Below are 17,071 nucleotides of genomic sequence, written 5' to 3' on the forward strand. Positions count from 1 at the left end.
CTTAAAAAGTAATATTGGTACCAAAGGTTAGAATAGGCTGTGAAGAGCCTTGTAGATTTCCTGATTCTGGATCACCTCCACCAAAATTAGTCCATGTGTAAACATTGCTTACCTGAGTATAGATTCCCCAGTTTTTAATAAAACCGTTGCTTATTTTTTGAAGCATTTGATTGTCAAAATTGTAGCGTAACATTACGTTGTTAAGTCTAATGAAATCTGTGCTGCTAATATTTTGTGTATTGGCTAAGTTGTTTAACCCACCAAATTGATTGGTGTGTAAATTTAATGTTGGGTATGTTTTATTTACATCTCCAATGGTAAACCAAGTTTGATTTAATTGCCCTGCATTAAGATTTTTATGTACATCTTCTTCACTATAGACTTTACTTCTATTAGTATGTACTGCTTTACCGCCAAAACTGTAATAAATATCAAGACCTAATTGCCAATTTTTATAACTTAAATTATGAAACCATCCACCTGTAAATGGAGGTGTAGCTCTACCTAAAACAATAAAGTCTTCTTTGTTTGGTTTTTCGGTATTTCCATCAAAACTATTCCCATCTTTTCTTTGGAATAAAGGGTGTCCATCTGCTGGATTGATTCCTAGAGAAACTAAGCCGTAAATAATATCTGTTGGTTGTCCTTCTTGATAATCAGGATATGAATAACCATCTTCTTTATTCGTTACATTAAGTGTTGGGCCGTCATATAAATCGACTACTTTATTTCTATTATAAGAAAAGGTAGCTGAAGTATTCCAGTGAAAAGCACTGTTTTTTATAAGCGTAGTATTTAATGATATCTCTAATCCTTCATTATCCATAACGCCTACATTTTTTAATTGCTGTGTAAAACCATTAGAAGGAGGAATAGATACAGTTAGTAACATATCTCTTGTTCTTCTGTGATATACTTCTGCTGTTAAATTAAAAAGATTAAATAATTGTAAGTCAACTCCAAAATTTATAGAGGTGTTTTCTTCGGGACGTAAATCTTTATTAAATAAATTTAGTAATGAGAAATCACGAATTCCTAGATAGCTGTTGGTTGTATAACTGAAGGTAGGAATAGCTAAGGAAGGAGAAATACCCGCCAAACTAGCCGTGACACCATAACTAGCACGTAATTTTAATCTATTTAACCATGAATTATTTTTTAAAAAAGATTCATTACTTAAAGTATATCCAATACCCGTTGCCCAAAAGGTGTTCCAACGTTTATCGCTAGGTAATAGGGATGAAGCATCTCTTTTGTAACTACCATAAACATCTATTTTATCATTCCAATCATATAAAGTTGAAAAACCAAAACCTAATGTAGCTTCCTGTATTTTAGAAGAAGAAGTTTTTGCTCTAGTAGCTCCAGTTAAGCTATTATTAATACCTGCACCAGAAAGTAATTTACTAGGTAAACCATGCCCACTAATTCCAATAAAATCATTGGTAGACTTATAGTAATCCATATTGGCACTAAAAGAAAGATTATGTTTGCCTAAGTTTAAGTTATAATTTAAACGAGTATTAGTGTTTAAATTAGTATTCACCACTTTTGTTTTAGAGACTTGCCCTCGTTCATTAACAGGAGTTCCTTTTATTATTTCTGAATAAGCAGTAGGAGGTATTATAGATAAACTTTCATTCACTAAATAATCGATACCAACTACAGTAGCGATGTTTAAATTTTTAGCTAGTTTGGCTGTTATATTAGCTGAAAAATTAAAACGATTATCGTCTGAAGTTTTATTGTATTGGTTAATTAATTCTTTAAAGGTATATCCGTTGTAAGAGATTAATTTTCCAACATTTTTTTGTTCATAAGGATTTAATTGGTAAATCAAATTAGTAGGTGAATGAGTAGAGCCATGAGGCGTTTTGCTTTCAGAAAAACCAAAACCAGCATTAAACATTGAGTATATGTTTTTTGAAACGTTGTATTCGTAATTTAACCTACCCGTAAATCGGTTAATTTCATTACCGTCAAATTTACCTCCGTGATTAGAAAAATTACCAGAAACATAAAACTTACTAGTATCATTACCTCCACGTGTACTAATGTTGTAAGATTGATAGGTGCTAATACGAGCCAGTTCATTAAACCAATTTGTGTTAATATTTTTTATTGAATCAAGCTTTTGTTTTCCATTAATAACTAACTGTTCAATATTAGGATTGCCACTAAATGTTTTTCTTATAAACGCTTCAGATAAATAATATCCAGGAGTAGCTTTATTCTTAGATAAACGCTCAAAAGCTAATTTTTCTTCGGTTGCCATCATAGATCTATTTGGTTTTCCTTTAAATGTTATTCCTTGTTGAAAAGAAAAAGCATATTGAGTGTCTCCATTAATACCACGTTTACTAGTAATTTCTATAACTCCATTAGAAGCCTTTACTCCGTATAAGGCATTTGCAGTAGCGTCTTTTAATACTTTTATTTCATCAATATCATTCACATTTAAAGTAGCAAAAGCATCAGCAGATATTATTTGTCCGTCCAATACAAATAAAGGTTGATTGGCTTTATTGTCTAGCAATTCACGCTGTTCATCGGTTAATTTGCTATTTGTTGGTGTTTTTATTGGGAGTGTAGAAGTACCTCTAATTCTAATTTTTAAAGGTTTGCCTAATTCACCACTAGTTCTTATTGTTAAACCTGCTACTTGCCCTTGTAAAGGTTGTAATGCATTAACGGTAGGTTTATTTATTAATTTTTGCGATTTAATTGTAGTAATAGCACCTGTAGCTTTACGTAAATCGATATCGTTAATGTTTTTTTTAGCAATTATTTCAACTTCATTTAATAATTCAGCAAGTGGCTCTAAAGTTATAGTTAAAGATTTGTTGTTATTAGGAAGGATAAGTGTTTTTGTTTTGTAGCCTATATAACTAAAAGTTAATTTAGAGGTGGCTATTATTTTAAAATGACCATTTAAGTCTGTATATACACCTGTTTTTTTGTATTCGTTAACAATGGTTACGCCAATTAAAGGTTCTTTATTGTAAACGTCAATTACCTTACCTGAAATCAATTTTTGAGCTGTAATATTAATTGTAATAAACAATAATATAAGAAACACTTTGTTCATTTATTTAGATTTAATAAAAATAGAGCGCAAAAGTATTATTTATTCAGTTAATAAAGAGTATATGTATTTAAAAAAAGAATCTTTAAAGTGTTAAAGTTTACTGAGTGTTATTGGTTCTTTAGTCTAGGGTGTTGATAAGTAGTTGATTCGTGTTGTTTTAGTGTTAGCTCAATAATGATGCATATTATGGGGTATTCTTTGGAAAACATGTGAAAAATATATGTTTTACTGATATTAATGGACTTTATAAATAAATTTCTCAATTTTTTTAGATGCTAATAGAATAGTATTTTTTCTGTTTTGAGATTTATAAATAAGTTTTGGGTTATCAAAAATCATCTTTTTTAGATGACATATAAGAGGTGTGAGTAAGTGTATAAAAACAAAAAAGCATCAACAAAAGTTGATGCTTTAATGGTGGTCCCACGAGGACTCGAACCTCGGACCACCTGATTATGAGTCAGGTGCTCTAACCAACTGAGCTATAGGACCGTTAAATTAGGACTGCAAAAATAGTACTTTTTTTAGAATAAAAAAGTTTTTTTACACTTTTCTACTCATTAAGTTTTCACCGAATAAACGAAGACCCTTTTTAGCAGTTTCACTAACGTTTAAAGGAGTTAAGCTTTCAAAAGCCTTATTTGTGTAGTACTCAATTAGTTCGTGTGTATGACTAGGTATTTTATTCGCAGAAAAAATAGCAGAAACAGTATTTATTTTTTCTGAAATATTTTTTTGATCTTCATTGTAAAGCGTGTGTAATTTTTCTTTGTCAGCATCATTTGCGACTTCTAGAGCTTTTAAATAGAGAAAAGTTTTCTTGTTTTCAATAATATCTCCACCAACTTGCTTTCCAAAAGTTTCAGGATTACCGTAAGTATCTAAATAATCATCTTGTAACTGAAAAGCAATTCCAAGATTTAAACCATAATTATACAAATGCTGTGCCTGGTCTTCTGTTGCTTCTGCTACGATTGCACCCATTTTTAAGGCTGCAGCAACTAAAACAGATGTTTTTAGCGTAATCATTTTAATATACTCATCAATAGTAACATCGTTTCTAGTTTCAAAATCAACATCTAATTGCTGACCATCGCAAACCTCAAGAGCCGTTTTACTAAATAATTGTGCTAGTTTTTGAAAAACAGTAGGACTGTAGTTTTCAAAATATTGATACGCTAAAATTAGCATAGCATCACCAGATAAAATACCCCTATTAATATCCCACTTTTCATGAACTGTTTGATTACCTCTTCGTAGAGGAGCATCATCCATTATATCATCATGAACGAGTGTGAAATTATGAAAAACTTCTACCGCTAATGCGGCAGGCATTGCTTTGGTGTAGCTTCCTGAAAAAATATCAGAAGCAATAAGTGTTAAAACTGGTCTAATTCTTTTTCCTCCTATTTGAAGAATGTAGTCAATAGGTTCGTAAAGGTTTTTAGGTTCTCTTATAATTTTATTAGAATCTAAGTAAGATAAAAAGTCTGACTGATATTGTAGTATGTCCAAATCTTAAAATTTTTGTAAAAATACGTTAAACAAAAATTTTAGAAAGAAGAGAATGTTAAAAAAACATTAAAACGCAGGAAACTTTTTTTGTTTCTAAAGTTTCCTGTTGTACATTTGCCACGATTATGAGAGATAAAATTATAGATAAGGCAGGTGAAATGTTTTTAAACCTAGGGTTTAAAAGTATTACGATGGATGATATAGCAAGAGAGCTTGGGATATCAAAAAAAACTTTGTATAAACATTTTTCAAAGAAAACTGAATTAGTAGATGCAAGTACAGAGGCAGTTCATAATACCATAAATGAAACGATTATTAATATTAAAGAAAAAAAATATAATGCCATTGAGGAGGAGTTTACTGTAAAAGCCATTTTTAAAGAAATGTTTAAAAACGCGAAAACTTCACCAATGTATCAACTAAAAAAATACTACCCAGAAACATATACCAAGTTAATGGAGCGAGAAGTATGCATGTTTAGAGATTGTAATATAGATAATCTCGAAAAAGGTATTGAACAAGGTCTTTATCGTGAAAATTTAGAAATAGATTTGATAGTAAATTTTTATTTCACATTACTTTTTGGTGTTTTTGAAAGTGAAATGTACGGTAGTGAAATGCAAGAATTAATTAAGGTAGAATATAAAATTTTAGAATACCATATAAGAGCAATTTCAACTGAAAAGGGATTGCAAGAATTAGAAAAACAATTAAAAATAATAAATAAAAATAATTAAAATAAATGAAAAGGCACCTGCATATTTTATATATATTCTTTGTTGTGGGAACCATGAGTTCTCAAGAAAAACAAATAGAATTATCAATGAATGAAGCCATTGATTATGCTTTAAAAAATAGTTATGATAATAGAGTTGCTAACAAAAATATTGATGCAGCTAAGCAAAAAAAATGGGAAACAACTACAATAGGTTTACCGCAAATAGATGCAAAAGTAGATTATCAGAATTGGTTAAAACAACAGGTTTCTTTGTTACCTGCAAAATTGTTTGATCCAACAGCACCAGCTGACGCTTTTGCTCCAGTTACTTTTGGAACGAAACAGAATTTAAATGCAACAATTACATTAAAGCAATTACTTTTTGATGGTTCGTATCTAGTAGGATTACAATCTGCAAAAACATACTTGCAAATTTCTAAACAAGCGAAACAAAAAACAGAATTAGGTACAAGAGAAGCTGTAATTAATGCTTATGGTAATGTTTTAGTTACTGAAAAGAGTATTGAAATATTATTAAGAAATAAAAAAGTAAATGATGGTCTTTTAAGAGAAACAAAACTTTCTTTTGATAATGGTTTGGCAGAAGAGGAACAAGTTGAGCAGTTTGAGATAACTAAAGGAAATATTGATAATAATATTAGATCTGCGAATCGATTAAAAGTTATTGCTTATAAAATGTTAAACATTACGCTAGGTAATGATATAAGTACAAAATTAACTTTAACTGACGATTTAGATAGTTTAGTACTTTCTAACACTGATTTAAGTTTAGTTTCTCACGATTTCAATTTAAAAAGTCATATAGATTTTAAGATTGCTCAAAACGATAGAGAAAGTAAGCGTTTATTAATGCGATTGGAACAAAGTAAAGCTTTACCAAGTTTAAGCGCTTTTGTAAACTATGGTCAGGTAGCAAATTCAAATACATTTACTTTTTTAGATAGTGAGCAACAGTGGTTTGATTCTTCACTTTTAGGAGTGAGTTTAAATATTCCGATTTTTAGTAGTTTTAAAAGAAGGTCTAAAACCAAACAGGCTAAAATAGCTTTAGAAACGGCAGATATTCGTTTAGAAGAAATAAAATTAAAGCTAAAATTACAGGCTGAGAATGCTAAAAGTGATTATCAATTAAGTATTGATACGTATCAAACAGCAAAAAGAAATCTTAATTTATCTGAAAGAATTGAAAAGAAACAGCAAATAAAATTTAACGAAGGAATTACTACAAGTTTTGATTTGTTGCAAGCACAAAATCAATTGTATACACAACAAAATAATTACATACAATCGATGCTAAATATTATTGCAAGCAAAGCAACATTAGAAAACGCATTAAACATACCAATTAAATAAAAATCAACTAGAAATGAAAAAAATATATACATTATTAACCGTAAGTTTAATTCTTCTTTCCTGCGGAAAAAAAGAAGCTGTTTCTGTAGAAGAATTAGTTTCAGAAGGAACTATTAAAGAATTAAGAACAAGAAAGGCTGAAATTACAACTAATTTAGAAGCTATTAATATTGATTTAAAAGCTGTAAATGATGCAATTTCGAAATTAGATACTGTTAAAAAGTTACCGTTAATAACAACTATAGTTACTAAAGAAGAGGTTTTTAATCATTACTTAGAGCTTCAAGGAAACGTAAAAACAAAACAAAATGTTTTAGTGTATCCAGAAATGCCAGGTATATTAAGAAGAGTATATGTAAAAGAAGGACAGCGTGTTGCTAAAGGACAATTATTGGCTACAATTGATGATGGCGGATTAAGTCAGCAAATAGCACAATTAAAAATACAAGAACAATTATCTAAAACAACATACGAACGTCAAAAACGATTATGGGACCAAAAAATAGGTTCTGAAATTCAATTTTTACAAGCAAAAGCATCGTATGAAGCACAAACAAATGCGGTTAAACAATTAAGACGTCAACAGGGTAAATCGGTAGTTAGAGCACCGTTTTCAGGAGTTATTGATGATGTTATGAAAGAACCAGGTACGGTTTTAGCGCCAGGTCAAGGTTCTGAAATATTTAGAGTTGTAAACCTAAACAACATGTATATTGAAGCAGAGGTTCCAGAAAGTTATATTAAAAATGTAACAAAAGGAAAAAAGGTAGAGGTATTCTTTCCTGTACTAGGAAAAATGGTTGAAGCAAAAATTCGTCAAGTAGGAAATTTTATAAATCCTAGCAATAGAGCTTTTAAAGTTGAAATTTATGTGCCAAATAAATCAGGAGATATTAAACCAAATTTAACAGCACGATTAAAAATTAACGACTATACGAGTGAAAAAGCAATTTTAATACCGCAAAGTATTATTTCTGAAAATGCTGAAGGTGAACAATATGTGTATTTAGTAGGAGATAAAAAAGAAAATAAATACGCAACTGCAAACAAAACAATTATCGAAACGGGTAAAACTCAAGGTGATGTTATAGAGGTTTTAAATACAAAGATAATTACTAAAAAGAACGGTGTATCTGAAGTGTTGTTAAAGCCAATGAACGCAGGTTTTGAAGTTATTAGTGAAGGAGCACGTAGTGTGAATGATGGTCAGAAAGTAGAAATTAAAAATTAGAAAACACTGCTATTATTGTAACAAAGAAATTTCACTCAATAAAAAATATCGTTTTCTGTTTTACGAAAATGAAAAAATAAATAAAAATGACTGACAAACAAAAAAAGCAAGTCGATAAAGAATTTGGAATGTCATCGTGGGCAATTAATAATAAAACGACCATTTATGTAATAATGGTAATGATATTCTTTTTAGGTATTTCAGCCTATTTTAGCATGCCTCGAGAAAATTTTCCAGAAATTAAAGAGACGAAGATTTATATTAGCTCGGTATACCCAGGGAACACAGCCGAAGATATAGAGAAGTTAATTACCGATCCGCTAGAGGATAAATTAAAAACGGTAAGTAATTTGGTAAAGATTACATCAACATCTCAAGAAGATTACTCTATGGTAATTATTGAGTTTGATGAAAATATTACTGTAGAACAAGCAAAGCAAAAAGTAAAAGATGAAGTAGATTCTAAAACATCTGGTGAAGATTGGCCAACATTTAATGGGGCGAAAGTAGAACCAAATATTTTTGAATTAAGTATGTCTGAAGAAGTGCCAATTCTTAATATTAATATTTCTGGAGATTATCCTGTTTATAAGCTAAAAGAATTTGGAGAGTATTTACAAGATGAAATTGAAGATTTAAATGAAATTAAGAAAGTAGATATTCGTGGTGCTCAAGATAAAGAAGTTGAGGTTGCTGTAGATATTTATAAGATGATGGCTGCTCAAGTAAGTTTTAACGACATTACACAGGCAATTCAAAATGGAAATATGACGATGTCTGCAGGTAATTTAATATCAAGCGGACAAAGACGTACGATTAGAATAATTGGTGAAATAAATACACCTTCAGAACTAGGTAATTTTGTTGTAAAAGCAGAAAAAGGTAATTCTATTTACTTGAAAGATGTTGCTGAAGTTTCGTTTAAAGACAAAGATAAAACAACTTATGCAAGAGAGTTTGGGCATGAAGTAGTAATGCTTGATGTTAAGAAACGTGCTGGTAAAAATATGGTAGATGCCGCTAATCAGGCAATTGAAATTGTTAAGAAGGCTAAAGCAGATGTTTTTCCATCAGATTTAAAAGTAACGATTGCAAATGATCAATCTTCAAAGACTATTGGGCAAGTAGATGATTTAGTAAATAATATCATTTTTGGAGTTATTTTAGTTGTGGTTGTCTTAATGTTTTTCCTTGGATTTAAGAATGCAGTATTTGTAGGATTTGCAATTCCAATGTCTATGTTTATGTCTTTAATGATTTTAAACCTATTAGGCTATACATTAAATACCATGATTCTTTTTGGTCTTATTATGGGGCTCGGAATGTTGGTTGATAACGGAATTGTAGTTGTTGAAAACGTTTATCGTTTGATGGATGAAGAGGGAATGACTAGGGTTGAAGCTGCTAAAAAAGGAATTGGTGAAATTGCATTTCCTATTATAATTTCTACAGCAACAACAGTTGCTGCATTTATTCCTTTAGGATTGTGGCCAGGAGTTATGGGGCAGTTTATGATTATTTTACCTATAACATTATCAACAGTATTAGGGTCATCACTATTTGTAGCTATTTTCTTTAATTCGGTTTTAGTATCTCAGTACATGAATACTGAAGATAAAAACATGCCAATGAAGCAAATTATTATAATGACAAGTGTTATGGTCGTTTTAGGATTGTTGGTTGTTATTTTTGGTGGAGCTTATAGCGCTTTAGGAACCTTAATGGTTTTTACAGCAATTATGTTGTGGGCATATAGATTGTTTTTAAGAAATTGGGCTAACTCTTTTCAAAATAAAGTATTACCGCGTTTAGAAGCTTGGTACGAAAGAATGTTAAGAAAAGCGTTGTCAGGTAAGAAGCCATATTTCTTAACACTAGGAACTTTTGCTTTGTTGATTGTAGCTTTTATGGCATTTGGTATGTCATTAGGGTCGCAAAGAACAAAAGTTGAATTTTTCCCAGATAATAAGCCAAATCAGATTATTGTATATATCGAGTATCCTCAAGGAACAGATATTGAGAAAACAAATGCAATTACAAAACAGATAGAGCAAAAAGTGTTTACTGTTTTAAATGAAGATACCTACATGGATAGTACTCATAATTTCTTAGTAGAGAGTACGGTTTCTCAAGTAGGAGCTGGAGCTGGGAATCCACAAACAGATGGAGGTTCATCAGCTGAGTTACCACATAAAGGAAAAATAACAGCCTCTATGCGTGAGTATAAATATCGTAAAGGTGAAGACAGTGAAGAATTAAGACAAAAGGTTCAAAAAGCTTTAGTGGGGATTTACCCAGGGGTTTTAATATCTGTAGAGAAAGATGCTAATGGACCACCAGTAGGATCACCAATTAATATTGAAATTCAAGGAGATGACTATAGAGAGTTAATTGCGACTTCTGAGAGAATGCGAGATTTTATTAATACAAGAAGTATTGCTGGTATTGATGAGTTAAAAATTGATGTAAATCGTGATAAGCCAGGAATGCAAGTAGTGGTTGATCGTAAAAAGGCAGGGGAGTTAATGGTAAGTGCTGGACAAGTAGGGCAGCAATTGCGTAACTCAATCTTTGGAGCGAAAGCGGGAGTTTATAAAGAAAATGGTGAAGATTATGATATTTATGTTCGTTTTAATAAAGAGGATAGGTACAATACAAGTGCTATTTTTAATCAGCGAATTACGTTTAAAGATCAGTCAACTGGTAAAACCAAAGAAGTGCCTGTTTCTGCGATAGCAAAACAAACAAATAGCTCAGGGTTTAGTGCTATTAAGCATAAAGCTGTTAAGCGAGTTGTTACTATATATTCTGCATTAGCACCAGGTTATACTGATGCAGGTGCCATTGTGAATCAGATTAGAAATGAAATGAAAAATTTCAAGAATTTACCTAAAGGTATTAATATTGATTATACAGGGCAGATTGAAGAGCAAAATAAACAAATGAAATTTTTAGTAGGTGCTTTCTTTACTGGACTAGGATTGATATTCTTTATTTTAATTTTCCAGTTTAATTCAATTTCAAAACCAGGAATTATTATGTTGGCAATATTCTTAAGTTTTATAGGGGTATTTGGAGGATTGGTAATTTCAGGAGCATCATTTGTAATTATGATGACCATGATGGGAATTATATCTCTCGCAGGTATTGTGGTGAATAACGGAGTTGTATTGTTGGATTATGCAGAATTGTTAATAGATCGGAAAAAGATAACAGAAGGTGTTGCTGAAAATGATTACTTAAGTAAAGAGCATTTATTTGAAAGCATTGTTAAGGCGGGTAGAGCACGTTTACGTCCTGTTTTATTAACAGCAATAACTACTATTTTAGGGTTAATACCACTAGCAATAGGTTTAAATATTAATTTTTTCACATTGTTTAGTGAGTTGAATCCTCATATTTATTTTGGAGGAGATAACGTAGTGTTCTGGGGCCCATTAGCATGGACTGTAATTTACGGATTGTTAATAGCAACATTCCTAACTTTAATAGTAGTGCCAATATTATTTTACTTAATCACAAGGTTTAAAATGTGGTTACGATTAAAAATGGCTTAATATATAGGATACTTTTTTAAAAAAAATATTTTGTTAACTGAAAAGAGGGTTGAAAGTTTTATGCTTTCAACCCTCTTTTATTTAAATTTATTTCGTCATAGCGAAGCACGAAGTAAATTTTTCATTTATTCAAATTAATTAATCAGGTAAACGATCTCTATCTTTTTTAGTTCTGTTAAATCGATATGTAAAAGTTACTGATGTAAATCTACCAATGGGTCTATTATAGCTATTTATAGTGTAATCATTACCAGTAATTAATTGTTTACGAACCCTTGAATCTAAGATGTTATTCATGTTTAAGGTAATGGTTGCTTTATCATTCAAAATATCTTTACTAATACCTAGATTTACTCTGTATTGAGCTTCGGTGAATATTTGACCACTTTGTCTTTCTCCATTATAATTAAAGCTTGATTGAAGCGTTAGTTTAGAAAATTTCATTCTGGAGTTTAAACGAGTAGACCATGTGCTATCATCAATAATATAAATACCTCTTTGGTTAAAAGAATAATAGTTGAATTCACTTGATAAACGCCACCATTTATAAGGGGAATATCGAATAGCTAGTTCAGTACCAAATCTATTTTCAGTTCCTGAATTAATAGGCTTTGATATTAATGCGCCATCTGTGTTTGATGTTACTAATGTTTCGAATACATTTGTTGTCTTCTGGTAATAAACAGATGGGTTAAAGGTGAATTTACTCCAGCGCTTTAAGAAACCTAACTCGAAAGAATTTGTGTACATTGGATTTAAATCAGGGTTACCAACACGAATATTACGTCGGTCAGAAATACCTCCAAAAGGATTTAAATGCCAAAAGCTAGGTCGTCGAATTCTTCTACTGTAGCTTAATTGCATATTTGTAGCATTATTAAAGTTATAGGTAAAATGTGCTGTAGGAAATAAATCAGTATAACTCTTTGCTGTTTTAAATTTATTCTTTTTGTCGTCACTTCCTGTGTTGGCATATTCAGCACGCAGACCTAATAAATATTGTAATTTGTTCTCTCTATTTCCATATTGAACATAAGCTCCGTAAATACGTTCATTATATTTTAATAAGTTATCTAAACTATCTATTAAAACAGTATTATCCCAAACCTTATAATCACTATTAATATTTCTAATTTCACCTTTTATACCCATTTCTATATGCGATTTTTGGGTGATAGGTAATTTAAAGTCAGATTGAAATAAAAAATCTTTACTACTTTCTATATCTCTACTTTTTAACAAGTTTATTGCTGAGGTTGTTGGGAATTGTTCTTGCTCTTCCACAGATTCATTTTCGTCATCATTCCAAAAGTCATACTGAAAATTAGCTGTAAATTTTTGCCCTTTTTTAGTAAATGTTTTCACATAATTCAGTTCAATTTGATTTGCAACTTGTGGTTCTCTGTACGATTCTTTTGAGGTAAGAATATTGTCTGTTTGTTTTAAGTTATCTAAGAAATCAAAAGTGTAATCAACTGTGTTTTTACTTGTGTTGTTTCTAAGGTAGTAACTTAATGTTAGCGTGTTTTTGTCGTTTATATAGTAATCACTTCCAAAATACAAGTTAAAAGTACGATGACTTCTATTCATGTTTGTTGTTCTGTTTGAAAATGAAGTAATCGTATTACTAACGTAGTTCGTTCTATTTAAGTAACCATTTCCATCAAAAGATCTATAGCGATATGAAACATTAGAAAATAAATTAAACTTCTCTTTTTTGTAATTTATATTGTAGTTTATACTATGATTGTCGGGTATTCCTGTTGTTAGTTGTAAAGAGCTTCCAAAACCACCATTTTTATTTCGTTTTAAAATAATATTGATGATTCCTCCAGTACCTTCAGCATCATATTTTGCAGACGGATTAGTAATTACTTCTACCTTTTCTATACTTTCCGAAGGGATTGATTGTAATCCGTTGTTGGCTGTTAAAACAGAAGGCTTACCGTTAATTAATATACGAACATTAGCGTTTCCTCGTAAGCTTACAGCTCCTTCTATGTCTACGTTAACAGACGGTACACTGTTTAAGATGTCATTAACAGAACCTCCTTTTGAAATTAAATCTTTTCCTACGTTAAAAACACGTTTGTCTAATTTGTATTCGGTAGTAGATTTTTCTGCAATAACCTCTATTTCATCTAATGCTTGAGAGTTTTCTTTTAAAAAGATAGTTTGAAGTGAATGGTTTTTTGTTATTGAAATATTATTTATTAAATGATTTTTGAACCCAATAAACTCAATTTTAATATTATAATTCCCTTTTTTAGCGTTAATAGAAAACTCACCTTTATTATTTGTAGTTTCTCCTATAATGAGCTTACCTGTAATTGGGTTTGTTAAAATTATAGTAGCAAACTCTAGAGGTTGTTTTGTGTTTTCTTCAACAACTTTACCTGTAATATTGATTTGGGCGGATAAAAGAATGGTGTTAAAGAATAAAAGAATGAATAATATGTTTTTCATTTTGTTTGTTTTTTGAATTATGAGGCAAATATGAGTTGGATTATAAAGCAATATTTAGGTAGTAGACGAATGTGAGGATAAAATCGACGTTTGAAGTTTTTGGATTAAAAAGCTAGTTTTATGGGGTGAAAAGTTATAAATAAGGGTAAAGAAAGTCGATTTGTCGATTAGTGATCGATTTTAAGAGAGCTATTTATATATTTACAATCATGATTAAAATAACTACCCTTATTGCGTTTTTTCAAAAGAATAGAGCATTGGAGCATATTTTGTTTTGGTGTGTGTTTTTTGCATTAGATTTCCCGAAAGACTCTCTTAGGTATCAAAATGAATTTGCTTTTTTAGAAACTTTTGTAATGTCTTTGTGTCATATAATTCCGCAAATTATTACATCTTATTTTTTAGCCTATTATGTAATACCTGAGTTTTTATTGCAGAAAAAATATATAAAAGCTGTTGGTTTATTTATAGTGGGAACTTATTTATTGGCAGTATTTAATAGAATATTAGTTGTTCATGTTGGTGAAACTTTAGTTAGAAAAGGAGTGTTTACACAAGAGCCAATTTTAGAGATTTTTAGTGATTGGAAAAAAATATTTTTCTATTATATACCTAACCTTTATTCTATGGCGTTAATTTTTTTATCTGTAAAGTATCTTATGGGTTATAAAAAAATGAAAGAGGAGGGTTTGGTTTTGGGAAAAGAAAAGATGGAAAATGAATTAAAAACATTAAAAGCACAGTTAAATCCACATTTCTTATTCAATACATTAAATAATATTTATTCATTATCGGTTGGTAATTCACCTAAAACGTCAGCATCTATTGGTAAGTTGTCTGAGATTTTAGACCATGTATTGTATCGATGTAATAGTAAGTTTGTGCTACTTTCTAGTGAAATAGCATTGCTTAAAAATTACATTGAGTTAGAAAAGTTGCGTTATGATGATAGGTTACAGGTTTCATTTGTAACAACGATTGAAAATGATACTGAAATTCCGCCGTTAGTTTTATTATCGTTGGTAGAAAATGCTTTTAAACATGGAGCTGGTGAAGATAGTGGTTCTCCGAAAATAGACATTCATATAGTAAATAATCAAAAAGAGCTTATATTTAATATTTCAAATACTATCTCTAAAGATTATCAATCAAGTAATCAAGAAAATATTGGACTCACTAATATTAGAAAACAACTTAATTTAATTTATAAAGAACGTTATAGTTTAGATATAAAATGTTCGAAAAGTGCATTTGAAGTAGTGTTAAAAATAAAACAAATTTAATGATGAAGGTAAAATGTTTGTTGGTAGATGATGAGCCTTTGGCTATTAAATTAATTGAAAACCATATCTCTAAAATAGATGCTTTAGAGGTGGTAGCTACCTGTAATAATGCATTAAAAGCATTTGAAATAATTAACACACAACAGATTGATTTGATGTTTTTAGATATAAAAATGCCGAATATTACAGGGATAGATTTTTTAAAAACATTAAAAAATCCACCAAAAACTATTTTTACAACAGCGTATAGAGATTATGCGATAGAAAGTTATGATTTAGAGGTGGTAGATTATTTATTAAAACCAATAACTTTTGAGCGTTTTTTTAAATCTATAGATCGCTTTTTAAGGGAAAAGAAAGAAGCGTCTGCTAATACTTTTAGTACAGAGAAAAAAAATACAGAAGATTTTTTACTTGTTAAATCTGGAAATAAACATCATAAAATTAAGATTGAAGAAATAATATTTATAGAAAGTTTAAAAGATTATATAAAAATACATACTATAAATGATAAGAGGATTGTAGCTAAATATAAGATAGGGGAAATAGAGGAGGAGTTAATAGATAAAAAATTCTTAAGAATTCATCGATCTTATATTGTTAATACTGTTAAAATTTCAGCATTTACAATGAGTGATATTGAGGTGAATTCAGTTGAAATACCAATTGGAGCCAGTTATAAAGAAAAGGTAATTTCTTTTTTAAGCAAATGGAAGTAGTATTTGTATTTTTGCAGAATGGCAAAAAAGATTTTTACTGTAGATGAAATAAAGAGAAAGATAGAGCACTATTGTGCGTATCAAGATCGTTGTCATAAAGAAGTTGAAAATAAAATAAAAGAATATAGTTTAATTCCAGAAGCCCGAGAAATGATTCTTTTAAGTCTTATGAAAGATAATTTTTTAAATGAAGAGCGGTTTTCTAAAAGTTTTGCAAGAGGGAAATTCCGCATAAAAAAATGGGGTAAACAACGAATTGTAAGAGAATTAAAATTTAGAAATATATCAGCGTACAACATAAAAACTGCTTTAAAAGAAATAAACGAACAGGAGTATATTACTACGCTATATGAACTGGTTGCGAAAAAAGATAAATTAGTAAGAGAAGAAAATGTATTTAAGCGAAAAAAGAAAATAGCTGATTACCTTTTGTATAGAGGTTTTGAAAGTAACTTAGTATATGAGGCAATTAACGCTATTCAAATTTAAAAATACTATCTAGTTTTATTGCTTTGTCGAATCCCTTTTTAATGTAAACCGTATTTATTTTATCATTCATGCCTCCATAAAGATCTAATACTTTAGTTACTTGATTATTTATTTCTTTTGAAGTAATTGAGGGAATGTATGTCATATCTGCCAACCTTAAAACTTCGTTCTCAAAAACATTCATACGAGCTTTAAAAGCAGGTGTTTTAAGTGTTTTTATATTTAAACTATCTTTAAGATGCTTGGTTAGTGTTTTTAGTTCTAGTGCATTGTTTAGCGCTTCAGTAGGAGAAGTGTTTTTAAGCTGCTGTATAAAATCCTTTAATATAAAATACTCTTTCCATTTTATTATTTCCTTAGTAGGGGTTTCATCTAAAGGTGTATTTTTAGAATGTTTAATAGCAGTGTTCATTCCTGTTTTTTTTACAGGAGTGTTTTTTTGAACATCTTTATTCTTGCAAGAAAAAGCTATTAAAATGAAAGAAAATAAAACGAATAAATTGTATCTCATTAGTAGAAAATTAAAGTGATAAAAGTACATATTTTACTTGATTTATAGATAAAATGAAAAGATAAGTTTGTAATCAGTTGTTTATGTGTGTGTTTTGTTAATAATTAAAAAATGAGAAAT

The 17,071-nt window shown here is 29.9% G+C and carries 11 protein-coding genes and 1 tRNA gene; 7 read left to right on the forward strand and 5 right to left on the reverse strand.

What is annotated here, in order from left to right; all coding sequences use genetic code 11:
• Position 1 precedes the first annotated feature (1 nt).
• The 3 genes from H518_RS0106910 to H518_RS0106920 all read right to left on the reverse strand — a co-directional run bounded on the left by H518_RS0106910 (position 2) and on the right by H518_RS0106920 (position 4,603).
• Positions 2-3,088, reverse strand: a complete 3,087-nt coding sequence (locus H518_RS0106910; protein WP_028888374.1) for a SusC/RagA family TonB-linked outer membrane protein — start codon at positions 3,086-3,088, stop codon at positions 2-4.
• Positions 3,089-3,503: 415 nt separating this feature from the next.
• Positions 3,504-3,580, reverse strand: a tRNA-Ile gene (locus tag H518_RS0106915).
• A gap of 51 nt (positions 3,581-3,631) precedes the next feature.
• On the reverse strand, positions 3,632-4,603 hold the full coding sequence (locus H518_RS0106920) for a polyprenyl synthetase family protein (protein ID WP_028888375.1): 972 nt from the start codon (positions 4,601-4,603) through the stop codon (positions 3,632-3,634).
• A 125-nt stretch (positions 4,604-4,728) separates the two neighbouring features.
• Between H518_RS0106920 and H518_RS0106925 the strand changes: the two genes are divergently transcribed.
• From H518_RS0106925 to H518_RS0106940, 4 genes are all read left to right on the forward strand, one after another.
• Positions 4,729-5,340, forward strand: coding sequence for a TetR/AcrR family transcriptional regulator (locus H518_RS0106925; RefSeq protein WP_028888376.1), 612 nt, complete (start codon positions 4,729-4,731; stop codon positions 5,338-5,340).
• A 5-nt stretch (positions 5,341-5,345) separates the two neighbouring features.
• Positions 5,346-6,695 carry a TolC family protein gene (locus H518_RS0106930; protein WP_051263705.1) on the forward strand — a complete coding sequence of 450 codons (1,350 nt, stop codon included), beginning with the start codon at positions 5,346-5,348 and terminating at the stop codon, positions 6,693-6,695.
• Between the two features lie 13 nt (positions 6,696-6,708).
• The gene (locus tag H518_RS0106935; RefSeq protein WP_028888378.1) at positions 6,709-7,926 is read left to right on the forward strand and encodes an efflux RND transporter periplasmic adaptor subunit; all 1,218 of its coding nucleotides are present in this window, start codon (positions 6,709-6,711) and stop codon (positions 7,924-7,926) included.
• A gap of 86 nt (positions 7,927-8,012) precedes the next feature.
• Positions 8,013-11,483, forward strand: a complete 3,471-nt coding sequence (locus tag H518_RS0106940) for an efflux RND transporter permease subunit (protein WP_028888379.1) — start codon at positions 8,013-8,015, stop codon at positions 11,481-11,483.
• 138 nt (positions 11,484-11,621) lie between these two features.
• Here H518_RS0106940 and H518_RS0106945 read toward each other — a convergent pair whose 3' ends face one another.
• Positions 11,622-13,949, reverse strand: a complete 2,328-nt coding sequence (locus H518_RS0106945) for a TonB-dependent receptor domain-containing protein (RefSeq protein ID WP_028888380.1) — start codon at positions 13,947-13,949, stop codon at positions 11,622-11,624.
• Positions 13,950-14,158: 209 nt separating this feature from the next.
• Between H518_RS0106945 and H518_RS0106950 the strand changes: the two genes are divergently transcribed.
• From H518_RS0106950 to H518_RS0106960, 3 genes are read left to right on the forward strand one after another with little or no spacing between them, the layout of a single operon-like run.
• Positions 14,159-15,232: a sensor histidine kinase gene (locus H518_RS0106950; protein WP_240472500.1), complete on the forward strand. Its 1,074-nt coding sequence runs from the start codon at positions 14,159-14,161 to the stop codon at positions 15,230-15,232.
• Entirely contained in the window at positions 15,232-15,951 is a 720-nt protein-coding gene (locus tag H518_RS0106955) for a LytR/AlgR family response regulator transcription factor (protein ID WP_240472501.1), read from the forward strand. The genes H518_RS0106950 and H518_RS0106955 overlap by 1 nt, the downstream gene beginning before the upstream one ends.
• Before the next feature lie 18 nt (positions 15,952-15,969).
• Entirely contained in the window at positions 15,970-16,440 is a 471-nt protein-coding gene (locus H518_RS0106960; RefSeq protein ID WP_028888383.1) for a regulatory protein RecX, read from the forward strand.
• Here the strand turns inward: H518_RS0106960 and H518_RS20455 are convergent.
• Positions 16,427-16,951: a hypothetical protein gene (locus H518_RS20455; protein WP_028888384.1), complete on the reverse strand. Its 525-nt coding sequence runs from the start codon at positions 16,949-16,951 to the stop codon at positions 16,427-16,429. The two genes, H518_RS0106960 and H518_RS20455, sit on opposite strands and share 14 nt — an antisense overlap.
• Positions 16,952-17,071: the final 120 nt, after the last annotated feature.

Origin of the sequence: Tenacibaculum ovolyticum DSM 18103, assembly GCF_000430545.1 — a bacterium.
GTDB lineage: Bacteria > Bacteroidota > Bacteroidia > Flavobacteriales > Flavobacteriaceae > Polaribacter > Polaribacter ovolyticus.